Genomic DNA, 24,522 nt, shown 5'->3' with positions numbered 1-24,522 from the left:
CGCAGAACTCCCCGGGGCCGGGCCCGGGCCCGAACCGCTCGACGGCATCTGGGACGTGGTCGTGGTCGGCGCCGGTCCGGCCGGATCCTCCGCCGCCCACGCCGCCGCCGCGCAGGGCCGCCGGGTACTGCTCCTCGACAAGGCCGAGCACCCCCGCTACAAGACCTGCGGCGGCGGCATCATCGGCCCCTCCAGGGACAGCCTGCCGCCGGACTTCGTCCTGCCGCTGCAGGACCGCGTGCACGCCGTCACCTTCGCCTACAACGGGCGATTCACCCGCACCCGGCGCTCCAAGCGGATGCTGTTCGGCCTGGTCAACCGGGACGAGTTCGACCTGCGCCTGGTGCAGGCCGCCAAGCAGGCCGGCGCCGTGCTGGTGACCGGAGTGACCGTCAGCGGTGTCGAGCAGCGCGGCGGCGACCACCGCACGGTCGTCGTCACCGCCACCGACGGGCGCAGCTTCGAGGCCCGCGCGGTGGTCGGCGCGGACGGCAGCGCGGGCCGGATCGGCCGCCACGTCGGGGTGACCTTCGACCAGATCGACCTCGGCCTGGAGGCGGAGATCCCCGTCCCGGCGGAGATCTCCCGGCACTGGGCCGGCCGGATCCACCTCGACTGGGGGCCGCTGCCGGGCAGTTACGGCTGGGTCTTCCCCAAGACCGAGTCGGGCAGCCTCACCGTGGGCGTCATCTCCGCCCGCGGCGACGGCGAGCGCACCAAGCAGTACCTCGCCGACTACATCCGCCGGCTCGGCCTGGCCGGGTTCACCCCGAGCGTGGAGTCCGGGCACCTGACCCGCTGCCGCGCCGAGGACTCGCCGCTCAGCCGGGGCCGTGTGCTGGTCGCCGGCGACGCCGCGGGCCTGCTGGAGCCGTGGACCCGGGAGGGCATCTCGTACGCGCTGCGCTCCGGCCGGCTCGCGGGCGAGTGGGCCGTGAAGGTCGCCGAGGCGAACGGCACCACCGACGTGCGCCGGCAGACCCTCAACTACGCCTTCGCGATCAAGGCGGGCCTGGGCGTGGAGATGCGCGCCGGCAAGCAGATGCTGGCGGCCTTCGAGCGCCGCCCGCACCTCTTCCACGCGGCCGTCTGCCTGGTCGACCCGGCCTGGCGGGCCTTCGCCCGCACCACCCAGGGGCACACCACCTTCGCCCAGGTGCTGCGCCAGTACCGCGCGGCGCGACGGCTCTCGGCGCTCGCCTCGCGCTGAGCGGCTCCGCCACGTGGTCGCCCCGCCCCGCCCCGCCCCGGACGGTCCGGGCTCCGGCACCGGACGACCGTCCGGGGCCGGAGCCCGGGCCGGCGGTGGGACGGTCCGGGCGGGGCGGTACCGAGGGCCCTACTTCAGGCCGTTGTCGAGCGCGGTGATCAGGGTGCCGGTGGGAGTGTCGCCGGACATCTCCCAGATCATGCTGCCCAGCAGGCCCTTGGACTTCAGGTAGGCGGTCTTCTGGCCGATCGACCAGGGGTCGTCGAAGGTCCACCACTGGCCGCCGGCCCCGGTGTAGCCGTAGGTCGAGACCGACTGGGTGTCGTGGTAGACGGTCAGGTTGGGGACACTGGCCAGCAGGTTGTTGTACCCCCTGGTGCCGGCCTCCTCGGCGAACTGGCCCGGTGCCGCGCCGGTCGCGGCCTGCCATTCGCCGTTCGCCCCGCCGGCGGTGACGCCCTGCCAGCCCCGGCCGTAGAACGGGAACCCGATGGTGAGCTTGCGCGGGTTCACCCCGGCGGTGAGGTAGGTCTGGACGGCGGCGTCCACGCTGAAGTGGAAGGGATACGGGTCCTGGGCGTCGGCGTAGAGGTTGGCCTGGTGGCCGGCGCGGTTCGGCTCCCAGGAGTTGTCGCTGCCGGCGCCGTGGAAGTCGTAGCCCTGGACGTTGGCGATGTCCAGGTAGGTGAAGATCCTGGAGAGGTCCCAGCCCTGGTTGATCTTGACCGGGTCGGCCGGGGTGAAGGCGGTCAGCAGCTTGTGCGAGCCGCCCAGGGCGTCCAGCTGCTTGCGGAACTCGGCCAGCAGCAGGGTCAGGTTGTCCTTGTCGGCCGCGCTCCAGTGGTTGCCGGCGTGGCCGTCGGCCGAGCCGGGCCACTCCCAGTCGAGATCGATGCCGTCGAAGATGCCGGCTCCCACGCCCGGGCCGCCCGCGCCGTTGTAGAGCGGCAGGTTGCCCTTGATCCAGATGTCGAGGCAGGAGGAGACCAGCTTCTTGCGGGAGGCGTCGGTGGCGGCCGCGTCCGAGAAGTACTTGGAGTACGTCCAGCCGCCGAGCGAGACGACCACCTTGAGGTTCGGGTACTTGGCCTTGAGCTTCTTCAGCTGGCCGAGGTTGCCGCGCAGCGGGCCCCAGCCGTCGTCGGCCACCCCGTCCACCGACTGCGCCGCGCTCATCGGCCGGGCGTAGTCGGCGTCCGCGTCGCCCGCGCCGGTGCCCTGGTCAGGGTCCTGCGGGTCGGCGGTGGTGCCCTTGGTGACGCCGGCCAGGCAGGTCAGGTTGACCGGGTCGATGTTCTCGAAGGCGTAGTTGATGACGTCCAGCTTGGCCGCGCTGCCCGAGGTGTCGAGGTTCTTCACGAAGTACTGGCGGCCGTAGATGCCCCACTGGGTGAAGTACCCGACCCGGGCGTACTTGCCGGGGCCGACCAGGTCACCGGTGCTGACGGTCAGCGCGTTGGACGCGGGTGAGACGTTGTCGGCGGGGTCGCGGGCCTTCACCGTGAAGGTGTAGGCGGTGGACGGCGAGAGTCCGGCCACGGTCGCCGTGGTGGTGGCGCCGGTGACGGTCTGCGCCAGGACGGCGCCCTGGTAGACGTCGTAGGCGGAGATCCGCTGGTTGTCGGTGGCCGCCGTCCAGGCGAGGCTGATCGAGGACGAGGTGACGGCCGTGCTGCGCAGGGCGCCCGGCGCGGTCGGCGGCGAGGTGTCGGTGGCCGGGTCGACGGTGCGCGCCGCGACGCCCGCGCCGAGCGGGCCGGTGTTGCCCCGGGTGTCCTTGGCCCGGACGGCCAGGGTGTAGGCGGTCGCCGGGGTCAGGCCGGTGACCAGGACCGAGGTGGTGGTGGAGGTGGCCAGTACGGTGGCGCCGCTCAGCACCTCGTACGAGGCGACCGGGAAGTCGCCGGCGGTGGCGGCCGGCCAGCTGAGCGCGAGGCTGTGCGCGGTCGACTCGGTGACCTGCGGGGCGCCGGGGGCGCCCGGGAGGACGTCCGAACTGCCGTCGCACTTGTCGCCGTTGATCCGGCAGCCGGTCGGCGCGCCGATCGGGCCGTTGGCCACGAACCAGAAGCTGTAGGGCTCCGTGGTGCCGTGCGCGGCGACGTTGGCGTTGTAGTAGGCGTTCTTCGCGGTGACGTGGCGGCCGCTCACGGTGGCGTCGCCGTTGTAGCTGCCGCTGATGGTGACGCCCGCCGGGAGGTCGAACTCCAGCGTCCAGCCGGAGACGGCGGCGGCGTTGTCGTTGTGGACGATGTAGGTGCCCTTCCACCAGGAGCCGTTGTCGGCGCTGGTGAAGGCGGCGGTGAGCTTGCCGGCGGCGTGCGCCGGGGCGGCCAGGGCGGTGATCGCGGCGAGGGGCAGGAGCAGCGCGGTGAGCAGGGACGCCATCCTGCGGCGCGTTCTGCGCCGGCCGGCGTGGTGCTGTGCGGACATGGTTCTCCCTGTGGCAGTGGGGTTGGACAGGGCGGTTCGGAACCTTGCGCATGGCGCCCCCGATGGTGGGGGTGGGGGCATGGGAACTGTAGGAGGACTGGACCAATGCGTCAACAGGTCCATACCATTTGGGAGTTGGTGGACGGAGCGGTGTTGCTGCCGGCGGTTCGAGGGCCTGGCGGGGAGACTCCGGGCGGGGTCAGCGCCCCGCCAGTTCGTCCCCGAGCGCGCTCCGGGCGTACAGCACCGAGCGGCCGTGCCGGGCGCGGGTGACCAGGCGGGTGTCGAAGAGCACCGCCAGGTGCTGGCTCACCGCGCCGGGGGTGACGCCGAGCCGGCGGGCCAGCTCGGTGGTGGAGGCGGGCTCGGCCAGCAGGCCCAGCAACCGGGCCTTGGGGGCGCCCAGCAGCAGCTCCAGGGCGTGCGAGGTCGGCGGGGAGGCGGGCGCGCCGGCCATCGTCGCCTGACCGCGGGCCGGGTAGCTGATCATCGGCGGATGGTCGTCGCTGATCGAGGTGATGGCGCCCCGCGCGAAGAAGGTCGGCACCAGTACGAGACCCCGGCCGTCCACCGGCACGTCCCCGTCGAGGTTCTCCCACTTGCGGTGGATCGCCAGCACGCCGTCCGCCCAGCGCAGCCGGCTGTCCAGTTCGGCGAAGAGCGCCGCCGCCCCGTAGTGGGCCAGCACCCGGGAGCGGTGCACCAGGTCGGCCTCCAGCACCGCGCGGGCCCGCGGCCACCAGTGCGGGGCCAGGCAGCGCTCCCAGTACTCCTCGACCGCGTCGGCGATCCGGGTCAGCAGTGCGGCGGGGTCGTGCAGCCCGGCGGCGAGCAGTTCGGGGATCGTCCGGTCGTGCGGCAGGTAGGCCTGCTCCAGTTCGGTCCGCAGCCGCTCGGGCGGGGTGGCCCGCAGCACCGCCAGCTCGGAACGGAAGTCCGGGGCCGGGTTGGGCGGACGCGGTGTCAGGAAGTCCGGTACCCAGCGGTTGGTCGCGATCAGGGAGCAGAGCAAAGGCCCGCAGTCGAGCTGCTCGAAGGCCGGGCGGAGCCGCTCGAAGCCCGGGGTCTGCCAGACGTACACGCCGGGATGGGTCCACATCCGCAGGCTGAGCACCGTCTCCTGGAGCGGTGACAGGGCGAACGAGGTCGCGGCCAGATCCGCCGTGCCGAGCCGGAACCGGTGCACCTGGGCCTCCGCCTCGACGACGATGTTTGAGGCTCACCCTAAATCAATTCTGCTGCGGCAGCAGGCGCGGTGGGATCGGGACATGACCACCACACCCACCGGGGTGCCGGCCGCCACGAGCGAATCCGGTACCCCCGCCGCCGTCCCCGCCCGCGGTCCGTCCCGGCTGCTGCACCCCGACCCGATGGTGCGCCGGCTCGCCCGGCTCACCCTGCTCAACTGCCTCGGCAACGGGCTCTCGCTCGCCGTCGCGGTGCTGTTCTTCACCCGGGTGCTCGGCCTCTCCGCCGCCCAGCTCGGCTTCGGCCTCACCGCCGCCGGCCTGTGCGGGGTCGCGGCGAGCATCCCCGCCGGGCGGGCCGCCGACCGCTGGGGCATCCGGCGGGTGCTGGTCGTCCTGGTCTCCCTGGAGGCGGTCGGCACGGCCGGGTACGCCCTGGTGCACGGCTACGCCGCCTTCGTGCTGCTGGCCTGCGCGGTGACGGCCGCCGACCGGGGATCCTCGGCGGTCCGCAACGCGCTGTACGCCGAAGTCCTGCCGGCCGACCGCCGGGTGGCCGGCCGCGCGTACCTCCGGGTGGTCACCAACGTCGGGATGTGCCTCGGCACGGCGCTCGGCGCCGTCGTCCTGCAGGTGGACACCCGCGCCGCCTACGTCACCGCGATCCTGCTGGACGCCCTCTCGTTCGCCGTGGTGGCCGTCCTCTACGGCCGGATCCGGATCGCCCCGCCCGCCGGCGTGCCCACCGGGCCGGACGCCGGGGCGGCCGCGGGCGCGAAGGCCGGCCGGGGCACCGGTGCGCCGACCGGCGGGCGCGGCCCGAACCCCGCGCTGCGCAACGGGCCGTTCCTCGCCGTGACGGCGCTCAACGCGGTGCTCTGCCTGCAGTTCGCGATGCTGGAGGTCGGGGTGCCGCTGTGGATCGTCAAGGAGACGCAGGCGCCGCGCATCGTGGTGGCCGGCACCCTGGTGGTGAACACGGTGCTGGTGGTGGCCCTCCAGGTGCGCGCCACCCGGGGCACCGAGCGTCCGGAGCTGGCGGCCCGGGCCTGCGGCCGCGGCGGACTGCTGCTGGCCGGGTCGAGCGTGGTGCTGGGCCTGGCCCACGGACTGCCGGCCACGGCCGCCGCCGTGGTGGTGCTGGCCGGGATCGCCCTGCAGGCCCTCGGCGAGGTGCTCAGCCAGGCGGGCGGCTGGGCGCTCGGCTACGACCTCGCGGGCGAGGGTGCGCACGGCGCGTACCAGGGCGTCTTCAACGCGGGCACCTCCGCCGCGATGATGATCGGTCCGGCGCTGGTCAGCACCGCGGTGATCGGGTACGGCCTGGCGGGCTGGGCCGTACTGGGCGCGGTCTTCGCCGCGGCCGGGCTGGCGATGGCGCCGGCGGTCCGCTGGGCCGCCCGCCGCAGCCGGGCTGCGGCGGTGGCGGCCTGACGGGTCGACTGCGACGTCCCTGGGTCGGGGCGGCACAACGCACCTGCGGGAAGGACGCTCTGACGGGGCGGCAGAACGCGCCGCGTCGAAACCCACTGGCCGGTCGCGTCCCGCGGGGAGAGGCTGGGCCCATGACCACAACGTTGATCACCGCCGAGGCCATCGTCCGGATGGCCCTGCTGGGCCCGGACGGCCCGACCGGCGGCTACTTCGACCTGGCAGGCCCGATCCCCTGGTAGGCGACGCGCTCCGGACACGGCCGAGGACCCCGCTCGACCGTCCGCACGACCTCAGGGCGCCGGCCGGGCCAGCTTCAGCAGCACCTCGTCGTACTCCTCGTCGGGGCGCCGGCTCTGCTCGGTGAAGCCCACCCGGGCGTAGAACCGCCGGGCCGCGGTGTTCTTCTCGTAGACCTCCAGGGTCAGCGCGCCGTGCAGGAGCGCCGCCTGCCCGACCAGCGCCCGGCCGACGCCCCGGCCCTGGGCCTCGGGGGCCACGAAGAGGCCGCCGATCTCGGCGCCGAGGAGACCGAGCACCCCCACCGGGGCGCCGTCGAGTTCGGCGATCCAGTGGTCCGCCAGGACGAGGTACACCTCGCGCATCTTCCGCTCGCGGGCGCCCGTCCCCTCGTCCGCGAGGAAGGGGTGGGCGAGGCGGGCGGCCCGGGACCATATCCGCACCGCCGTGTCCTCGTCCGCCGGGGTGTAAGGGCGGACGGTCAGCCTGTCGGTCATGCGGCCGACCGTACCCCGGCGCTGTCGCGGGCGGCGGGGATTTTCGCGGCGGCGCCGCGTCCGGCCGCGGCGGTGCGAGACGGGCCGTGCGCGGTGACGGGCCGGCGCGCGGTGAGGGGCCGGTGCGGGGCGGGGTGATCATTCTGGTAATGTTCATCCCGTCGGAGAGAGATCTCCGCACACGCGTCGGTGGTGCTGGTGGAGCACGTCCTACTTTCAGTAGGAAGAGTCCGTTCGAATCGGGCCCGGCGCTCCAATTTTTTCCCCGCTCCTCCCCGCCGCCCGGGACGCGACCAGCGTCCCGGGCGGCGGCGTTCCAGCTGCCGCGCGTTCCAGCCGTGGTGCGCTTCGGCCGCCGGGCGGTCAGCGGACCACCTGCGGGAGCTCCCGGCAGAACCGCCGGTCGGCGTCGCGCAGCTCGCCGGCCGGGCCGGCCGCGCGCAGCACCACGTCCAGCACCGCGTCCGGGTCGCAGGCGTAACCGCCGCTGGCCCAGGCCGGATTGGCCTCCACCACGCTCCAGCTCGGTGTCGGGGCCGCCGCCGGCCCCGCGAGCAGCCCGATGTCGACCACGACCGCGCTCGGCAGGCTGCCGGCGCAGCCGGCCAGCACCTCGGCCGCGAAGGCCAGCGCCTGCTCGCGGTACGGGTCGGCGTCCAGCGGTGCCACGGAGAGCGCGCCGTCCACCGCGTAGCGGCTCGCCGCGTGCACCGCGCCGTCCAGGACGAACAGCCGGTACTCCCGCGCGAACGTGACGATGTCGCTGACCAGCACGAGGGTGCCGTCGTCCAGTGCGTCCGGGCCGGGCAGGCCGCTGCCGTCCGGGTAGATCCGGGCGGGGAAGAGCTTGTCCACGGGGGGCTTGAGGAACGCCGGACGGCGCAGCCGGCGCGCGTCGGCCAGCGGAAGGCACTCGATCCGGCGCCCGGTCAGCCCGGCGGGCAGGGTGGTCAGCCAGTCCGGTGCGGCGTCCAGCAGCGCGAGGCCCAGCTCGCGGCCGACCGCGTCGGCGAAGAGCGGCCCGCCGTACAGGTGGACGGCCGCGGTGGCCAGCAGGTCCTCGGGCACCGGGTAGGTGGGTGCCGTGCGGGCCGCCAGCCCCCGCCGCTGCGCGGTCGTGCGCAGCTGGAGTCCGGTCTCGTTGATCCGGGGCGCGAGCAGGAGCAGACGGGCGGCGGGCCCGGCCGTGACGGCGCCGGTCGCGGTGGCGCTGCCGGTCGCGGTGGCGCCGCTGGTCGTCGTGGTGGGGGCGGCCGGGCTGGTGGTCATGAGAGGCGATGGTGCCCCGTCGGGAGTACGGCTGACCAGTGGTTTTCGCGAGGGGATCTGGTGACCGGCCCCTCCGGCGTGCCAGAGTCCTCCCTGGACCGACCGGCGACGGGGGCGGGTGACCCGGCCCCCGAGCGCCGTCGTCCGAGGCAATCCGACCCACCCTCAGCCGGAAAGCAGGCCACCGCCGATGACCCGCGAAGTACCCTTCGTCCGCGTCAGCACCGCCGACGCCGTCACCACGCTCGAACTCGACTCGCCGCACAACCGCAACGCGCTCTCCACCCGCCTGATGGCCGAGCTCACCGCCGGGCTCGCCGCGGCGGCGGCCGACCCGGCGGTGCGGGCCGTGGTGCTCGGCCACACCGGCAAGGTGTTCTGCGCCGGCGCCGACCTCTCCGAGGCCACCGGCTCCGACCCCACGGTCGGGCCGCGCGGGCTGGTCGACCTGCAGCGGGCCCTGCTCGACTGCCCGAAGCCGGTGATCGCGGTGATCGACGGGCACGTCCGGGCCGGCGGCCTCGGCCTGGTGGGCGCCGCCGACCTGGCGATCGCCGGGCCCGCCTCCACCTTCGCCTTCACCGAGGTGCGGCTCGGGCTGGCGCCGGCCGTCATCTCGCTGCCGCTGCGCCCCAAGCTGCAGCCGCGGGCGGCCTCGCGCTACTACCTCACGGGTGAGACCTTCGACGCGGCCGAGGCGGCCCGGATCGGCCTGGTCACCGAGGCCGCCGAGGACGTGCCCGGCGCGCTGAAGACGCTGCTGGACGCGCTGCGGCAGGGCTCGCCGCAGGGCCTCGCCGAGTCGAAGCGGCTCGCCAACGCCGAGGTGGTCCGCTCCTTCGAGCGGGACGCGGACGAGCTGGTCGCGCTGTCGGCGCGGCTGTTCGGCTCGGCCGAGGCCCAGCAGGGGATGCGGGCCTTCCTGGAGCGCCGGCCGGCGCCCTGGGCGCAGTGACGCCGGCCGGTCGGGTGGCGCCGCCGGCCCGGTGACCGCGTCCGCCGCGGTCGCCGGGGCGCCGCCGGCCGGGGCCGGGTCAGCTCCAGGTGATGACCGCGGTCTCCCGCCAGAGGTCCAGCAGGCTGCGGTCGCCCTCGCACCCGACGTCCTCCGGCCGCAGCCGGTTCCAGAGCAGCAGGAACAGGTCGCGGGCCGGCCCGGTCACGGTGAGGTCGGCGGGGCCGTCCGCGAGGGCGACCGTCACCGGCTCCCGGGTGATGGTCACCAGCCAGGACGTGGGCCCGTCGGTGGGCCGGACCGCCAGCGTGCGGGGCCGCTCGCTGCGCAGCTTGGCGCGCGGGCGGACCAGCATCGCCCGGAGCAGCTCGTCGATGCCGTCCAGGGCCGGCCCGGTGCCGGCCGGCGGGCCGGTCGGACCGGCCGCCGCCTCGGCGTCGAAGCGGTGGACGGCCGTTTCGTGGGCCTGGCGGCGGGCCCAGAAGGCGAGCGGCGAGGGCGCGGGCAGGAAGGTCCAGCAGTCCAGGTCGGCCGGGGCCCCGCGGAGCGCGTCCAGCAGGCCGGCGTGGCCGGCCCGGAACCAGCCGACCAGCTCGGCGTCGGCCGGGACGGGCCCCCAGGCCGCCTCCTGCCCCGCTTCGTCGAGGGGTTCGGTGCGGGCCTGCGCGACGTGGGCGGCGGCCCAGCGGTGCACCTGGCCGGTGTGCAGGACGAGGTCGCGCAGCAGCCAGCCGGGGCAGGTGGGGACGGGCGCGCCGAGGTCGGTGGCGGCGGCCGCGTCGGCGAGGAGCGTGCCTTCCCGGTCCAGGGCTTCGATGTGCTCGTTGATCTCCATGGGGCGTCAGTGTGGCAGGACGGCGGTGTGATGTTGGCCGCCCCTCGGCCGGGCGGCCCGTACGGGCCGGTAACGTGAGCGCATGTCGATCATCCGTTCGCTGTCCTCCGCCGCCCGGACCGCCGGCCGTCGCGCCGCCGGGCGTCTGGTGCACCGCGGATGGCGGTGGGTGCAACGGGCCGGCGCCGTCTCCAACGACAACCCCGGCCCATACCGCTTCGGCGAGTTGGGGGACGGTACCAAGCTGGCCTTCCCGCTCGGCGCGGTGTTCAACGAGCAGTGGATCACCATCGGACCGTTCTCGATCATCGGCGAGCGGGTCACCATCAGCGCGGGCTTCCTGCCCGGACTCGACCTCGGCCCGGAGCCGATCGTGCGGATCGGCGGCGGCTGCGTGATCGGCCGGGACAGCCACATCGTCGGCCACCAGTCGATCGTGCTCGGCGACGACGTCTGGACCGGGCCCGGCGTCTACATCTCCGACCAGGCCCACGAGTACCGCTCGACGGACCTGCCGATCGGCAAGCAGTGGCCGCGCAACGAGCCGGTGGAGATCGGCGCGGGCAGCTGGATCGGCACCGGCGCGGTGATCCTGCCCGGCGCGCGGCTGGGGCGCAACGTGGTGGTGGCGGCCGGCTCGGTGGTCCGCGGCGAGGTGCCGGACCACAGCGTGGTGGCCGGAGCCCCGGCGAAGGTGGTCCGCAGCTGGACGCCGGACGAGGGCTGGCAGCCGCCCTTCCGCAACGACGCCCCGAGCCCGATCCCGGAGGGCGTCACCGCCGAGCAGCTGCGCGCCCTGGTCGGCTGGGACCTCCGGCTGCCCGGCGAGGGCGCCGCGCAGTGACCGCGGGCCTGCCGTACGTGCACCGGGTGACGAAGCACGACCCGGCCCACCGCGACGAGCGGTGCTGAACGGGGACGCAGGACAGCGGCCGCGACCACGGCCCGCCTTCTGAGCGGCGGCGTCGACCGAGCGGCGGTGTGGACCCGGCGCCGGCGGGTGCGATCGCCCTGGCGGTCCGGACGCCGGCGGCTCAGCCGGCCGGGCGGAGGGTGACCACGGCGGTGACGCCGTCCACCCGCAGCAGCTCGCGGCCGGGGGAGTCGAGCAGCGCGGCGTCGAAGCGACCGAGCCGCAGGCCGGCCGCGTCCAGTTCGGCGCCGCCGTCGAGGCAGACCAGCAGCACCGAGGTGCCCGCCGGCACCTCCACCGCACGCTCCCGGTCGGCGACGGCGACCTCGGCGGTCGCGCGGCCGCGCCGGGTCATCACGTTGAAGTCGACGACCGGGCCGCCCAGCAGCCGGCACCCGGTCTCGGCGTCGCCGGGGAAGGCGAACGGCCGGTACGGCTGCGCGAGGACGTGCTCGGTGCCCGCCACGCTGAGGGCCATACCGGCGCCGTCCACCAGGGTGATCACCCGGTCGACGCCGGGGAAGACCGAGAACGGGCCGCCCTGCCCGACGTCCGCGAGGCTCACCCGCCAGTCGAAGTCGGCCAGTCCGGAGCCCCCAGGAGCGCCCGCGACCTCGCGGGTGACGCCGCCGCCGTTGAGCCAGGCCGTCGCGGGCCGCCCGGCCGCCCGCAGTACTCGTACCGCCATGCCGTGCCTCGTCCCGTCGTCCCAGGTACCGGTCAAGGCGATCCTCGCACGTGGTGGGGGACCCGTCCGCCGTCCGGCCGGGGCAGCACCGCCCGCCCCCGTGGGGCACGACCGGCCGTCCCCCGGGGCAGCACCGCCCGTCCCCGTGGGGCACGACCGGCCGTCCCCCGGGGCAGAGCTGCGGGGTGCGGCCGGGCAGCGGGCCCGGCCCGATCGGGCGGGAAGAGCTGCCCGGCCGCGACCGGTTCAGTGGCTCGCGGCCGCCGGTCGCCGGGAGCGCACCGCGAACGGGAGCAGGCCGGCCAGGGCGGCCGCGCCGGCCACCGTGGTGAGGGCCAGCGGGAGGCCGACGGCGTCGGCCAGGAAGCCGATCACCGGCGGGCCGATCAGCATGCCCGCGTAGCCGAGCGTGGAGGCGGTGGCCACGCCCCGCGGACCGCCCGCCGCGCCCGCCTGGGCGATCGCCAGCGGGAAGATGTTGGCGAGCCCGAGGCCGACCAGCACCAGCCCGGCGAGGGCGGCCGCCACCGACGGTGCCAGCGCCACCACCAGCATGCCGGCGCAGGCGGTGAGCCCGCCGATCGCGATGAGCCTGGTCTGGCCGATCCTGATGGAGAGCCAGGTGCCGCCGACCCGGCCGGCCGTCATGGCGAAGGCGAAGGCCGCGTAGCCGGCGGCGGCCAGGCCCGCCGTCGCGTGCACGTCGTCGGTGAGGTGCAGGGTGGCCCAGTCGGCGATCGCGCCCTCGCCGTACGCGTCGAGCAGGGCGGTGAGGCCGAGCAGGACGACCAGCAGACGGACCGACCGGGCGACGCCCGGGGCCGGCCCGGCGGGGCTCTTCCCGGCGGTCCGGGCGGCGGCCTCGGCGGTACGCCGGGCACTCGGCGCCTGCGCCGGGTCGGTGGCCGGACCGCGCAGCAGGGCGGCGCCGGCGGCGGCGGTGACGGCGAGGCCGAGGGCGCCGCTCAGCGCCAGTGCCCAGGTGGTGCTCAGGGTGCCGGCGAGCAGCCCGCCGATGCCCGCGCCGAGCAGCCCGCCGAGGCTGTAGCCGGCGTGGAAGCTCGGCATGACCGGGCGTCTGAGCTCGCGGACCAGGTCGACGGCGGCGCTGTTCATCGCGACGTTCGCGGCGCCGTAGCCGGCCCCGAAGAGCAGCAGGACGGCGCCGAGCGAGAGCACCGAGTGGGTGTGCGCCGGCAGCGGGACGGCGAGGCTGAGCAGGGCGACCGAGGCGATCGTCACCGGCTTGGAGCCGTACCGGACGCAGAGCCGTCCGACCACCGGCATGGTGGCCACGGCGCCCGCGGAGAGGCAGAGCAGGGCGAGCCCGAGGGCACTGTGCGTGGCGCTGACCTGGCCGCGGATGTCCGGGATCCGGACGACCCAGGCGGCGAACAGGAAGCCGTCCATGGCGAAGAAGGCGGTGAGGGCGAGTCGGGCGGGCGACCAGGCGCTCCGCTTGCTGGGAGACTGGTAGGGGGCTTCCGAACGGGCGCGGGTTTTGTTTAGGAGCGGCACAAAGTAAGAATAGGGGTGTGCAGCACTCACCCACAAGCCCGAAGCCAGCACCGGACACCAGCCGCCGGGCCGCGCCCGACCGCGGACGCACGCTGCTCGGCCCGGCGCTCACCCTCATCCACACCGGTCAGGCGCCCACCCGGTCCGCCCTGACCAAGGCCCTCGATGTGACCAGAGCCACCGCCGGCGCCGTCACCGGCGAACTGGAGGCGCTGGGGCTGATCACCGTCGACTCCCGCCCCGCCGGCGGCGGCCGCGGCCGGCCCTCGCACCGGCTCGCCGTCGACCCGGCCGGCCCCGTGGTGGTCGCCGGGCAGATCCACTCGGACGGATTCAGCGTCGCCCTCGCGGGGCTCGGCGGCCTGCTGGAGCCACCCGTGCACCGGCCGCTGCCGGCCGCCACCGACCCCGTCCGGATGCTGCGCGCGGTCGCCCAGACCGGCGCCGAACTCGCCCGCGGCACCGGCCGCCGCTGCCTGGGAGCCGCCCTCGCGCTGCCCAACCCCGTCACCGAACCGGACGGCACCGCGCTCGCCGCCCTGCACTTCGCCTGGCCCAGCGGCACTCCCGTCGCCGACCTCTACGACGTGGAGGTGCGGCGTGCCGACCACGGCCCGAACGCGCCGGCCGCGCTGCCCAGCTTCGTCGCCAACGACGCCAACCTCGGCGCGCTGGCCGAGTACCGGCACGGCGCCGGTCGGGGGGCCCGGCACCTGCTGCTGGTCAGCTCCGGGCACCGGGGCGTCGGCGGCGCGCTGGTCATCGACGGCAAGCTGCACACCGGCAGCGCCGGGCTCGCCCTGGAGGTCGGCCACCTGACGGTGGACCCGCAGGGCCGGCTCTGCCAGTGCGGGAACCGCGGCTGCCTCAACTCCGAGACCGACCCCAACGCCCTGTTCGCAGCCGCCGGGCTCACTCCCGACCCGGCCCGCCCGCTGCTCGACCAGGCCCGCGAACTGACCCGGGCCGCCGCCCACGACCCCCGCGCCCGCGCGGCAGTGGACCACGTCATCGACCGGCTCGGTCTGGGCCTGGCCGGGGTCGCGAACATCCTCAACCCCGACCGGGTGGTGCTCAGCGGCCTCCACAAGGACCTCTGGGAGGCCGACCCGGACCGCCTGCGGGCCGTGGTCGCCGAGCGGTGCCTGTGGGGCCGCAGCGGCCGGGTGCCGATCGTCGGCGCCGCGCTGGAGCACGGCGCCCTGGTCGGCGCGGCCGAACTCGCGTGGCTGCCCTACCTGGCCGACCCGCAGGCGGTGACGGCCGACTGAGCTCCTGGGCAGGCCCCCGGGGGCAATGCCCGCGGGGCCTGCCCCCGAACGCGCGGGATCCGCACGCCGTCACCCGGGCAGGGGTGCCGGCGGGCGGGCCTAAGCCGCTGTTCGTCCAGGCCGTGGTGGGCCAGCCACCGGTAGTGCTCGCCGAAACGGATCCGCAGGAAGGCGTGCTCCCACTCGGCGTCGAAGTGCATCAGGCCCTCGATGTCGATCAGGACGGGCCGCCCCCGCCGGTCCACCAGGACGTGGTCGGGGCCGAGTTCGCCGTGCACCAGCCCCCACTCGGTGCGCGGGCCGACGGCCGCGCCGTGCGCCTGGACGAGCGCCGCCAACCGGTCCGCTGCGGCGTCCAGCCGGGCGTCCCGGGCGGCGGCCTCCGCCAGATCCGCCAGCGCCCGGTCGACCACCAGCCGCTCGCACGAACGGGCCTCGGGCGCACCGCCGTTGCCGCCGCCCGGGGCGGTCCGGCCGAGGTACGGGGCGCGGTGCTCCCGCAACAGGCCGAGGGCGTCGGCCAGCCGGGCCAGCACCGGCTCGGCGGCGCGCGGGTCGCGCCCGAGCAGGGTCTCCAGGTTCTCGCCGGGGACGTCCTCGACCACCGCCAGGTCGGCCTGGTGCAGCGTGCGGCTGCCGTCGGCCAGGTGCAGCCGGGGCGTGCGGACCCCGAGGGCGGCCAGGCGCCGGTGGGCGGCCTCGAACAGGTCGAGGCCGGAGGCGGGGGAGAGCGGATCCTGCGCCCGGTCGGTGTCGCCGGCGCCCGGTCCGGGCTCGTCGTCCGCCCCCGGCCAGTAGTTCTCGGCGGCGGCCCAGCGGTAGACGACCACGGTGGACGCGTCGTCGAGCGTCAGCCGGTACACGCCCTTCCTGCTGCCGCCCCGCAGCCGGGCGATCGTCACCGGCCTGCGCCCGCCGCCGAGCTCGGACCATGCGGGTTTCACGGGTTCGGGTTTCGTCGGTGGTTTCACCGACGGGAACAGGGGCGGTGCGTCGACGGCGTTCGCGGTGCAGTCGGCGGTGGCGGGTGCGGGGTCGGTGCGGATCCGCTACGCGAACGGGACGGGTTCGGCGATGACGTTGAGCCTGTCGGTGAACGGTGTGAAGGTGCGGCAGGTGAGTCTGCCGGCGACGGCGAACTGGGACACCTGGGGGACGAGCGAGCAGGCGGTGACCTTCGCGGCCGGGGCCAACACGGTGGCGCTGAGCTTCAGCACGGCCGACAGCGGCAACGTCAACCTCGACAACATCACCGTCACCACCCCCACCGCCCCGACCACGCCGCCCACCACCACACCGCCCACCACCACACCGCCCACCACCACACCGCCCACCACCACACCGCCCACCACCACGCCGCCGGCCGGCAGCCCCACCCACCAGGCGGAGGACGCGTTCTTCTCCGGCGGCCCGTCCCTCGCCACCGCCGCCACCGGCTCCACCGGCACCGGCTACCTCACCGGCTTCACCGCGCAGGGCGCCCGCGTCGTCTTCTCGGTCGACACCCCCGCCGCCACCACCTACCCGGTCGTGGTGCGCTACCGCACCGCCGGCACCGCGGCCGCCTCGATCACCCTCGGCGCCAACGGCCTGAAGGTGCGGCAGGTCGCGCTGCCCGCCACCGCCGGCGCCTGGAGCACCGCCACCGTCGACGCCCCGCTGCGGGCCGGCCTCAACACGGTGACCCTGCGCACCGAGGCGGGCGACGGCGGCAGCCCCGACCTGGACGGCATCTCCGTCACAGGGTCGGCCGCCAACGCCGCCCGGGGCGCCACCGTGCCGTACACCACGTACGAGGCGGAGAGCGGCACCACCAACGCCACCACCGTCGGCCCTGACCGCACCTACCTCACGGTCGCCGCCGAGGCCTCCGGCCGGCGGGCCGTGGTGCTCGACAGCACCGGCGAGTACGTCCAGTTCACCCTGACCAGGCCCGCCGACGCGCTCACCCTGCGGTACTCGATCCCGGACAACGCGGCCGGCACCGGCACCTCCGCCACGCTCAGCCTGTACGCCGACGGCAGCCAGGTCCGCGACCTGGACCTGAGTTCCAAGTACAGCTGGGTGTACGGCTCCTACCCGTACACCAACACCCCCTCGCAGGGCGCCGGGCACCACTTCTTCGACGAGACCCGGCAGATCGTCGGCGATTTCCCGGCCGGCACGGTGCTGAAGTTCCAGAAGGACGCGGGCGACACCGCCGCCTCCTACACCCTGGACCTGCTGGAGACCGAGCAGGTGGCCCCGGCCGCGGCCATGCCCGCCACCGGGTTCGTCTCCGCCGCCGCCCTCGGCGCCACCGTCGACGACGGCACCGACGACACGGCCGCGCTGAACAGCGCGGTGGCCACCGCCAAGTCGCAGGGGAAGGGCCTCTGGCTGCCGGCGGGGACGTTCGACATCTCCGGTCACGTCAACCTCACCGGGATCGCGCTGCGCGGCGCCGGCGAGTGGGCCACCACCCTCAAGGGCCTGAACGGCAAGGGCGGCCTGTTCGGCCAGGGCGGTACCAACACCGTCCAGGACCTGACCATCGCCGGCGACGTCTCCTACCGCGACGACGCCAACTTCGACGCCGGGATCGAGGGCGACTTCGGCAGCGGCTCGACCGTCCAGGACGTCTGGATCGAGCACACCAAGGTCGGCCTCTGGATCGACGCGCCCACCGACGGGCTGCTCGTCCACGGCCTGCGGATCCGCGACACCTTCGCCGACGGCGTCAACCTGCACAAGGGCACCGCGAACACCGAGGTCCGCCACACCAGCGTCCGCAACACCGGGGACGACGGCCTGGCGATGTTCTCCGAGGGCCAGGCGGTCCGCAACTCGGCGTTCCGCTTCGACACCGTCCAGTCCCCGCTGCTCGCCAACGCGGTCGGTGTCTACGGCGGCAACGCCAACCGGGCCGAGGACAACCTGCTCGCCGACACCGTCACCGGATCGGCCGGCATCGCGATCAGCAGCCGCTTCGCGCCGGTGCCGTTCAGCGGCACCACCTCCGTGCAGCGCAACACCCTGCTGCGCACCGGCGGCCTGGAGCCCAACTGGAACAGCCGGTTCGGCGCGCTGTGGATCTACGCCGACAGCTCGGACATCACCGCCCCGGTGCTCGTCCAGGACCTCGACATCCTGGACAGCACCTACAGCGGACTCCTGCTCTCGTACCAGAGGACCATCAGCAACCTGACGGTCCGCAACGTGCGGATCCAGAACACCGGCGCCTACGGCGTGGAGATCATCTCCAACGGCTCCGGGAGCTTCTCCGGCGTCACCGTCACCGGTACCGCCTCCGGCGGGCTCAGCACCAGCGGCACCTTCACCGTCGACCGGGGGACCGGCAAGACCGGTTGGTGAGGCCGCCGGCGGCATCCGGTCCACCCCGCCCCGTCCGCCGGGGTGGACCGGCCCAGCGCTCCGGTCCCCGCCTCCCGCGGGGGCCGGCTTCCGAACGATCCAGGAGAGGGACCACCGTGTCCGAGACCAACGCCCCCACCGGTACCGCATGGTGGCGGCACGCCGCGATCTACCAGATCTACGTCCGCAGCTTCGCCGACGGCAACGGCGACGGCACGGGGGACCTCGCCGGCGTCCGGGACCGCCTGCCCTACCTGCGCGAACTCGGGGTGGACGCGCTGTGGTTCAACCCCTGGTACCGCTCGCCGATGGCCGACGGTGGCTACGACGTGGCCGACTACCGGGACATCGACCCGATGTTCGGCACCCTCGCCGAGGCCGAGCGGCTGATCACCGAGGCCCACGGCCTCGGCCTGCGGGTGATCGTCGATCTCGTCCCCAACCACTGCTCCGACCAGCACGTCTGGTTCCGGCAGGCACTGGCGGCCGGGCCCGGCTCGCCGGAGCGGGAGCGCTTCTGGTTCCTTCCCGGCCGCGGGGAGAACGGCGAACTGCCGCCCAACGACTGGCAGTCGTACTTCGGCGGCGACGCCTGGAGCAGGATCACCGAGGCCGACGGCACCGCCGGCCCCTGGTACCTGCACCTGTTCGCGCCGGAGCAGCCGGACTTCAACTGGGAACACCTGGACGTGCGGGCCGAGTTCGAGTCGATCCTGCGGTACTGGCTGGACCGCGGGGTGGACGGGTTCCGGATCGACGTGGCGCACGGCCTGGCGAAGAAGCCCGGCCTGCCCGACGTCGGCCCCGACCCCGACGTCACCGACCTGCCCTACCAGGACTGCGACGCCGTCCACGAGGTCTACCGCGGCTGGCGCAAGATCGCCGACTCGTACCCGGGGGAGCGGGCCTTCGTCGGCGAGGTCTGGCTGCCCACCCCCACCCAGTTCGCCCGCTACCTGCGCCCGGACGAGCTGCACTCGGCCTTCAACTTCGAGTTCCTCTGCTGCGCCTGGGAGGCGGAGGCGCTGCGCGGGGTCGTCGACACCACGCTGGCCGCGCACCGGCCGGTCGGCGCGCCGCCGACCTGGGTGCTCTCCAACCACGACACCATCCGCCACGTGACCCGCTACGGCCGGGCGGACACGTCCTTCGACATGGGCGACAAGCGCCTCGGCGATCCCAGCGACCCGGTGCTCGGCCGACGCCGGGCCCGCGCGGCCGCGCTGCTGACGATGGCGTTGCCCGGCGGCGTGTACGTCTACCAGGGTGACGAGCTGGGACTGCCGGAGGTGCCGGACATCCCCGACCACCTGCTGCAGGACCCGACCTTCGTCCGCTCCGGCGGCCTCGACCGGGGCCGGGACGGCTGCCGGGTGCCGCTGCCCTGGTCGGCGGAGGGCGGCTCGCTCGGCTTCTCGCCCGCCGGCGCGGACGCCGGGCCGTGGCTGCCGCAGCCCCCGGAGTGGGCGCAGGTCGCGGTGGCGGCCCAGAGCGCCGACCCGGATTCGGCACTGGCGCTCTACCGCGCGGCGCTGGCGCTGCGGCGGGAGCGGCTGGTGCCGCTGGGCGAGGGCTTCGACTGGGTGGCGGCGGGGCCCGGGGCGCTGTGCTTCACGCGGGGCGGGGGGTTCCACTGCCTGGTCAACTTCTCCGACGAGCCGGTGGGGCTGCCAGCGGACTCCGTCGTCCTGCTCAGCAGCTCCCCGCTCGTCGGCGGTGTCCCCGGCCAATGGGTGGTCCCGGGCGACACCTGTGTCTGGTTCACGACCGGCTGACGCACCTGCGCCGCCGGCCGGCGCCGCTACGCGAAGGACGGCCGCCGGCCGAACGGGCGCCGCCGCACCCGGGTGACGGGCCGGCCGGCGGCCGGCGCGTCCTCGCGGGCGGTCATCCCGGCCAGCCGGTCGGCCTGGTGGCCGGTCAGCCGGGGCGGCGGGCCGGAGCCGCTGTCGGCATCGGTGTGCAGCTGGGTCAGAGCTGTGACGAGTGCGAAGTAGTCGCTCATTTCAGGGTTCCTTTCGGTCTTCATCCTCTGACCTCAAGGGTGACGTGCCGTCATGACGGCAGTTTTGCAGGCGGGTCTCGATCTGGTGGCCGTTGGGTGGACGTCCGGCCCCGGGCGTTACCGGCGGGCCGCGCGAATGTTACGGCCCGATAAGCGGAAGCTGGAATGCCGGTAACAGTTACTTATTGTAGTCAACTGTTACACTGGGTGCGGATGTGGAGCAGGATCCCTGCTGCGACGGATGTGCCTGCCAGAGGAGAGTGGCGATGACCGCCGGGAATGCCGCGACGACCGCCGGAACCATCGACGTGGACCGTTCGGACGCCGCCTACCGCAGTTGGCTCAAGGAGGCCGTCCGCAAGGTCCAGGCCGACGCCAACCGCTCCGCCGACACCCACCTGCTGCGCTTCCCGCTCCCGGCGGACTGGGGCATCGACCTCTACCTCAAGGACGAGTCCACCCACCCGACCGGCAGCCTCAAGCACCGGCTCGCCCGCTCGCTCTTCCTCTACGGGCTCTGCAACGGCTGGATCCGCCCCGGAAAGCCGGTGATCGAGGCTTCCAGCGGCTCCACCGCCGTCTCCGAGGCGTACTTCGCCGGGCTGATCGGGGTGCCGTTCATCGCCGTCATGGCCAAGAGCACCAGCCGGTCCAAGATCGACCTGATCGAGTTCCACGGCGGCAGCTGTCACCTGGTCGACAGTGCCTGCGAGGTCTACGAGGCCGCCGCCCGGCTCGCCGAGGAGAGCGGCGGCCACTACATGGACCAGTTCACCTACGCCGAGCGGGCCACCGACTGGCGCGGCAACAACAACATCGCGGAGTCGATCTTCGCCCAGCTGCGCCTGGAGCCGCACCCCGAGCCCGCCTGGATCGTCGCCACCGCCGGCACCGGCGGCACCTCGGCGACCATCGCCCGCTACGTCCGCTACTCCCAGCACGACACCCGGATCTGCGTCGCCGACCCGGAGAACTCCTGCTTCTTCGAGGGCTGGGTCGAGCACGACCCGGACGCCTCCTGCGAGAGCGGCTCCCGGATCGAGGGCATCGGCCGGCCCCGGATGGAGCCCAGCTTCGTGCCCGGCGCCATCGACCGGATGATGAAGGTCCCGGACGCGGCCTCGATCGCCACCGTCCGGGTGCTGGAGCAGGTGCTCGGCAAGAAGGCCGGCGCCTCCAGCGGCACCGGGCTGTGGAGCGCGCTGCGGATCGTCGCCGAGATGCGGGCGGCCGGCCGGCACGGCAGCGTCGTCACCCTGATCTGCGACCCGGGCGACCGCTACCTGGACAAGTACTACTCGGACGAGTGGCTGGCCGGCCAGGGCATCGACATCGAGCCGTACCGCGCGCGGCTGACCGCCTTCCTGGCCGGCGCCGCCTGGCTGGACTGACCGCCCCTCCGCCGGGCGCCTTCCGGTCGGACCGCCTTTCCGGACCGCCTTTCCGGCGCCGCCCGCCACGACCGACGGGCCGTCGGTCCCGCCCGGCCGTCGGTCCGGCCCGGCCTGACCTGGACACGCCCACGGGCGGCGCACTGACCGGCCCGTCGCACCCTCCCCGCCCAAGCTGGGACTCCCGGACGCCTGAGTCGCCGGGCGGAGCACCCCAGCGACGAGGTTCGAGGAGTCGGTTGCGATGGCCTGGCACGGGCGGACACTACGCAGGACCAGCGGTCTGCTGCTGAGCGCGCTGACGTTCGGTGGTCTTACGGCGGGTCCGCTCACGGTGCCCGCCGTCCCGGCGGCCCTCCCGACCGGCGGCACGGTGATCGTGAACGAGACCTTCGAGGGTGCCACCGTGCCGGACCCGGCCTGGGAGCCGCTCGGCCGGGCCTGCCTGACCGGCGCGCCGCTGGGCAGCACACCCCCGTCCGGGGCCGCCCAGATCCCCGCCTGCCCGGCGGCCGGTCAGGGCCCGCCCCCCACCCCGGGCGTGACCCCCGGTTATCTCCAGCTCAACGACGCGAGCGGCTTCGTCAGCGGCTCCCTGCTGTACCGGCGCCCGGTACCGGCCTCGGCCGGACTCTCGGTCACCTTCGAGCAGTACCAGTACGCCGGGACGGCCGCGCCCGGCGACGGCATCGGCTTCTACCTGGTCGACGGGTCGACGCCGCTGGACGGCCAGGGCGCGGACGGCGGCAGCCTCGGCTACGCCCAGCGCAACCTCTCGCCCGGCGTGGTCGGCGGCTACCTGGGCGTCGGGCTCGACGCGTACGGGAACTTCTTCAACGACGGGGAGTCGCGCGGCGCCGACTGCCCGGCCGGGCAGCAGTCGCCCGTCCAGGTGGACGGGCCGGTGGCGCCCAACGTGATCACCCTGCGCGGCCCGGGCGCCGGCATCTCCGGTTACTGCTACCTCGCCTCCACCACCACCCCGACCGCCGACCCGACCCGGTACGCCTCGACGCTGCCGGGCACGCTGAGCGCCGCGTTCGGGGTCACCGACCCGGCGGTCGCCAAGCGTCTGGTCAACGTGCAGATCACCCCGGCCCCCGCGTCGCGGGTGATCGTCCAGCTGGACTTCCAGGACGGCGCGGGCTGGCAGGAGGTGCTCAACCAGCCGGCTCCGTCCGGTCTGCCGCCGACCTACAAGTTCGGCTTCAGCGCCTCCACCGGCGGCAGCACCGACGTCCACCTGATCCGCGGCGTGAACGCGGCCACCATCGTGCCGCTGAGCCGCCTCGACCTGGTCAAGCAGGTCGACCGGACCGGCACCCCGCTGCCCGCCGAGATCACGGCCGGCACGGTCGTCCCGTACCAGTACGTGCTGACCAACGGCGGCCTGGACACCCTGAGCGGCCTACGGGTGACGGACGACCGGCTCGCGCCGGTCACCTGCCCCGCCACCAGCCTGCCGCCCGCGCCGGCCACCGGCAGCACCGTGGTCTGCACCGGCAGCTACACCGTGACCGACGCCGACGTGGCCGCCGGCAAGGTGGTGAACACCGCGACCGCCACCGCGACCGCCGAGAACGGATCGGCCGTCAACGCCCCGCCCTCCACGGTGACCGTCCCGCTGGTCTCCTCCGTCGGCCTCACCAAGACGGTGCTCACGCCGGCGCCGCAGACGGCCGGCCAGAGCATCGACTACGCGTTCACGGTCACCAACACCGGTGGCTCGACCCTCTCCACCGTGACCGTCCAGGACCCGCTGATCAGCCCGCCCGACGGGTCGAACCCGATCTCCTGCCCGGTCTCCGTGCTCCAGCCCGGCGAGTCGACCGTCTGCACCGCGAGCTACCTGCTGAAGGCCTCCGACCTGGCGGCGACCGGCACCTTCACCAACACCGCGACCGCCAAGGGCCAGACCGCCCTCGGGCAGAACGTGGTCTCGGCCCCCGCCCGCGCCACGGTCGGGCAGGTGGCCGACATCGGGGTCACCGTGACCGCCGACCCCACCGCCCCGCTGGTCGGCGGGACGGTCGCCTTCACCGTCACGGCCACCAACCACGGTCCGGACGACGCCTCCTCGGTGGTGATCTCCAACCCCGTGCCGGCCGGTTCCACCTACGTCTCCGCCACTCCGGGTGCTGGCACGAGCTTCGACCCGGCGACCTCGAAGTGGACCATCCCCGCGCTGCCGCTGAACGGCTCCGTGCAGCTCACCTTCGTGGTGCGGGTGGACGGCACCGACCCGGTGACGGACACCGCCACGGTCCTCTCCGCGGCCCAGACCGACCCGGTGGTCGAGAACAACACGGCCTCCGCGACGGTCACGCCGGTGCAGCCGACCGACATCGCGGTCACCAAGTCGGTCGACATCGCCGGCCCGCAGATCGGGCAGCAGATCACCTTCACGGTCGGGGCCGAGAACAAGGGCCCGGCCGCCGCCACCGGGGTCACCCTGACCGACGTCCTCCCGGCGGGGCTCACCCTGGTCCGGGCCACGACGCTGACCGGGACGTACGACCGGATCACCGGGGTCTGGACGGTGGGCAGCCTCGCGGTGGGGGAGAAGGCGACCCTCATGCTGACCGTGGTGCCCACCAGCACCGGGCTGCTGTCCAACAGCGCCTCGCTGACGACGGTCCAGCCGGTGGACTCCGTGCCCGGCAACAACGAGGCCTCGGCCGAGGTGCTGGTGCGGAACGCCAGCCCGAGCCCGTCGCCGAGTCCGTCGCCCAGTCCCTCGCCGTCGCCGAGTCCGTCGCCCAGTCCCTCGCCGTCGCCCAGCCCGTCCCCGTCGCCGTCCCCGTCGCCCAGTCCGTCGCCGTCGCCGTCGCCGAGCCCGAGCCCGTCGCCGAGCCCGACCCACACCCACAGCCCGAAGCCGAGTCCGAGCCACAGCCCGAAGCCCAGCCCGTCGGACGACTGCTCCAGCCCCGCCGCCGGTGGCTGGCCCGGTCACCACGCCGCGCCAAGCCTGCGCCCGGGCGCCAGGGCGCTGCCGCCGGCCCTGCCGGTGGACGTCCCGGAGGTTGCGCCGGCGAGTGCGCCCGGCAAGGACCGGCCGGTCGTTCCTGAGGCGGGCGAGCCCCGGGTGAGCCCGTCGGACGCCCCTGCCGGGGCGCCGGACGCGGCCGGCCTGGCGCACACCGGATTCTCGGTGGTGCCGCTGGTGGTGGCCGCCGGGCTGCTGATCCTGATCGGCGGGCTGTTCTCCGCCGGCGGGCGTCGCCGTAGGCACTGATCCGGCGGACCGGCGCCGAGACTGAAGCCGGTCAGCGCGAACGGCGGGCCACCCCTCCCGAGGGGTGGCCCGCCGTCGTTCGGGCGG

18 protein-coding genes are annotated in these 24,522 nt (G+C 74.7%); 9 read left to right on the top strand and 9 right to left on the bottom strand.

Translation table 11 applies throughout. From position 1 onward, the window contains the following. Positions 1-46: 46 nt before the first annotated feature. On the top strand, positions 47-1,210 hold the full coding sequence (locus tag J2S46_RS08955; RefSeq protein ID WP_229913099.1) for a geranylgeranyl reductase family protein: 1,164 nt from the start codon (positions 47-49) through the stop codon (positions 1,208-1,210). Positions 1,211-1,339: 129 nt separating this feature from the next. Here the strand turns inward: J2S46_RS08955 and J2S46_RS08950 are convergent, their stop codons facing one another. Next, complete coding sequence (locus tag J2S46_RS08950) at positions 1,340-3,643, bottom strand: glycosyl hydrolase family 18 protein (RefSeq protein WP_191292429.1); 2,304 nt, start codon at positions 3,641-3,643, stop codon at positions 1,340-1,342. A gap of 199 nt (positions 3,644-3,842) precedes the next feature. Then, positions 3,843-4,829, bottom strand: a complete 987-nt coding sequence (locus tag J2S46_RS08945; protein ID WP_229913092.1) for an ArsR/SmtB family transcription factor — start codon at positions 4,827-4,829, stop codon at positions 3,843-3,845. Between the two features lie 82 nt (positions 4,830-4,911). Here J2S46_RS08945 and J2S46_RS08940 point away from each other — a divergent pair, with 82 nt between their 5' ends. Beyond that, a complete protein-coding gene (locus J2S46_RS08940; RefSeq protein ID WP_191292428.1) occupies positions 4,912-6,264 on the top strand; it encodes an MFS transporter in 1,353 nt (450 codons plus the stop codon). Between the two features lie 290 nt (positions 6,265-6,554). On the opposite strand, the gene J2S46_RS08935 is transcribed toward J2S46_RS08940, so the two are convergent. Beyond that, positions 6,555-6,998 carry a GNAT family N-acetyltransferase gene (locus J2S46_RS08935; RefSeq protein WP_191292427.1) on the bottom strand — a complete coding sequence of 148 codons (444 nt, stop codon included), beginning with the start codon at positions 6,996-6,998 and terminating at the stop codon, positions 6,555-6,557. Between the two features lie 363 nt (positions 6,999-7,361). Beyond that, positions 7,362-8,267, bottom strand: coding sequence for an ATP-grasp domain-containing protein (locus J2S46_RS08930; RefSeq protein ID WP_191292426.1), 906 nt, complete (start codon positions 8,265-8,267; stop codon positions 7,362-7,364). 190 nt (positions 8,268-8,457) lie between these two features. Here J2S46_RS08930 and J2S46_RS08925 point away from each other — a divergent pair, with 190 nt between their 5' ends. Continuing rightward, positions 8,458-9,222 carry an enoyl-CoA hydratase family protein gene (locus J2S46_RS08925; protein ID WP_191292425.1) on the top strand — a complete coding sequence of 255 codons (765 nt, stop codon included), beginning with the start codon at positions 8,458-8,460 and terminating at the stop codon, positions 9,220-9,222. Positions 9,223-9,301: 79 nt separating this feature from the next. On the opposite strand, the gene J2S46_RS08920 is transcribed toward J2S46_RS08925, so the two are convergent. After that, positions 9,302-10,057 carry a maleylpyruvate isomerase family mycothiol-dependent enzyme gene (locus J2S46_RS08920; RefSeq protein ID WP_191292424.1) on the bottom strand — a complete coding sequence of 252 codons (756 nt, stop codon included), beginning with the start codon at positions 10,055-10,057 and terminating at the stop codon, positions 9,302-9,304. 82 nt (positions 10,058-10,139) lie between these two features. Between J2S46_RS08920 and J2S46_RS08915 the strand changes: the two genes are divergently transcribed. Further along, the gene (locus tag J2S46_RS08915; protein WP_191292423.1) at positions 10,140-10,901 is read left to right on the top strand and encodes an acyltransferase; all 762 of its coding nucleotides are present in this window, start codon (positions 10,140-10,142) and stop codon (positions 10,899-10,901) included. A gap of 190 nt (positions 10,902-11,091) precedes the next feature. On the opposite strand, the gene J2S46_RS08910 is transcribed toward J2S46_RS08915, so the two are convergent. After that, on the bottom strand, positions 11,092-11,658 hold the full coding sequence (locus J2S46_RS08910; protein ID WP_191292422.1) for a HutD/Ves family protein: 567 nt from the start codon (positions 11,656-11,658) through the stop codon (positions 11,092-11,094). Between the two features lie 246 nt (positions 11,659-11,904). Then, the gene (locus J2S46_RS08905) at positions 11,905-13,176 is read right to left on the bottom strand and encodes an MFS transporter (RefSeq protein WP_229913091.1); all 1,272 of its coding nucleotides are present in this window, start codon (positions 13,174-13,176) and stop codon (positions 11,905-11,907) included. A gap of 17 nt (positions 13,177-13,193) precedes the next feature. Here J2S46_RS08905 and J2S46_RS08900 point away from each other — a divergent pair, with 17 nt between their 5' ends. Next, positions 13,194-14,447 carry an ROK family protein gene (locus J2S46_RS08900; protein WP_191292421.1) on the top strand — a complete coding sequence of 418 codons (1,254 nt, stop codon included), beginning with the start codon at positions 13,194-13,196 and terminating at the stop codon, positions 14,445-14,447. Here J2S46_RS08900 and J2S46_RS08895 read toward each other — a convergent pair. After that, the gene (locus tag J2S46_RS08895; protein ID WP_229913090.1) at positions 14,411-15,391 is read right to left on the bottom strand and encodes a phosphotransferase; all 981 of its coding nucleotides are present in this window, start codon (positions 15,389-15,391) and stop codon (positions 14,411-14,413) included. The two genes, J2S46_RS08900 and J2S46_RS08895, sit on opposite strands and share 37 nt — an antisense overlap. Here J2S46_RS08895 and J2S46_RS08890 point away from each other — a divergent pair. Beyond that, positions 15,279-17,801, top strand: a complete 2,523-nt coding sequence (locus J2S46_RS08890; RefSeq protein WP_268255720.1) for a carbohydrate-binding protein — start codon at positions 15,279-15,281, stop codon at positions 17,799-17,801. The genes J2S46_RS08895 and J2S46_RS08890 overlap by 113 nt on opposite strands. 116 nt (positions 17,802-17,917) lie before the next feature. Then, positions 17,918-19,576: a glycoside hydrolase family 13 protein gene (locus J2S46_RS08885; protein WP_191292418.1), complete on the top strand. Its 1,659-nt coding sequence runs from the start codon at positions 17,918-17,920 to the stop codon at positions 19,574-19,576. A 26-nt stretch (positions 19,577-19,602) separates the two neighbouring features. On the opposite strand, the gene J2S46_RS08880 is transcribed toward J2S46_RS08885, so the two are convergent. Next, positions 19,603-19,806, bottom strand: a complete 204-nt coding sequence (locus J2S46_RS08880) for a hypothetical protein (protein ID WP_191292417.1) — start codon at positions 19,804-19,806, stop codon at positions 19,603-19,605. A 266-nt stretch (positions 19,807-20,072) separates the two neighbouring features. Here J2S46_RS08880 and J2S46_RS08875 point away from each other — a divergent pair, with 266 nt between their 5' ends. Beyond that, entirely contained in the window at positions 20,073-21,197 is a 1,125-nt protein-coding gene (locus J2S46_RS08875) for a PLP-dependent cysteine synthase family protein (protein WP_191292416.1), read from the top strand. 244 nt (positions 21,198-21,441) lie between these two features. Continuing rightward, complete coding sequence (locus J2S46_RS08870; RefSeq protein ID WP_191292415.1) at positions 21,442-24,435, top strand: CLIPPER-2 domain-containing protein; 2,994 nt, start codon at positions 21,442-21,444, stop codon at positions 24,433-24,435. Positions 24,436-24,522: the final 87 nt, after the last annotated feature.

It is taken from the genome of Kitasatospora herbaricolor, assembly GCF_030813695.1.
Lineage (GTDB): Bacteria > Actinomycetota > Actinomycetes > Streptomycetales > Streptomycetaceae > Kitasatospora > Kitasatospora herbaricolor.
This window is presented reverse-complemented; position numbering and strand designations above follow the sequence as displayed.

Excerpts from the sequence above, each read along its gene's own strand:
- J2S46_RS08935 (WP_191292427.1), bottom strand. The coding sequence starts at position 6,998 with ATGACCGACAGGCTGACCGTCCGCCCTTACACCCCGGCGGACGAGGAC.
- J2S46_RS08925 (WP_191292425.1), top strand. The coding sequence starts at position 8,458 with ATGACCCGCGAAGTACCCTTCGTCCGCGTCAGCACCGCCGACGCCGTC.
- J2S46_RS08880 (WP_191292417.1), bottom strand. The coding sequence starts at position 19,806 with ATGAGCGACTACTTCGCACTCGTCACAGCTCTGACCCAGCTGCACACC.
- J2S46_RS08920 (WP_191292424.1), bottom strand. The coding sequence starts at position 10,057 with ATGGAGATCAACGAGCACATCGAAGCCCTGGACCGGGAAGGCACGCTC.
- J2S46_RS08930 (WP_191292426.1), bottom strand. The coding sequence starts at position 8,267 with ATGACCACCAGCCCGGCCGCCCCCACCACGACGACCAGCGGCGCCACC.
- J2S46_RS08915 (WP_191292423.1), top strand. The coding sequence starts at position 10,140 with ATGTCGATCATCCGTTCGCTGTCCTCCGCCGCCCGGACCGCCGGCCGT.
- J2S46_RS08940 (WP_191292428.1), top strand. The coding sequence starts at position 4,912 with ATGACCACCACACCCACCGGGGTGCCGGCCGCCACGAGCGAATCCGGT.
- J2S46_RS08910 (WP_191292422.1), bottom strand. The coding sequence starts at position 11,658 with ATGGCGGTACGAGTACTGCGGGCGGCCGGGCGGCCCGCGACGGCCTGG.
- J2S46_RS08870 (WP_191292415.1), top strand. The coding sequence starts at position 21,442 with ATGGCCTGGCACGGGCGGACACTACGCAGGACCAGCGGTCTGCTGCTG.
- J2S46_RS08875 (WP_191292416.1), top strand. The coding sequence starts at position 20,073 with ATGACCGCCGGGAATGCCGCGACGACCGCCGGAACCATCGACGTGGAC.
- J2S46_RS08950 (WP_191292429.1), bottom strand. The coding sequence starts at position 3,643 with ATGTCCGCACAGCACCACGCCGGCCGGCGCAGAACGCGCCGCAGGATG.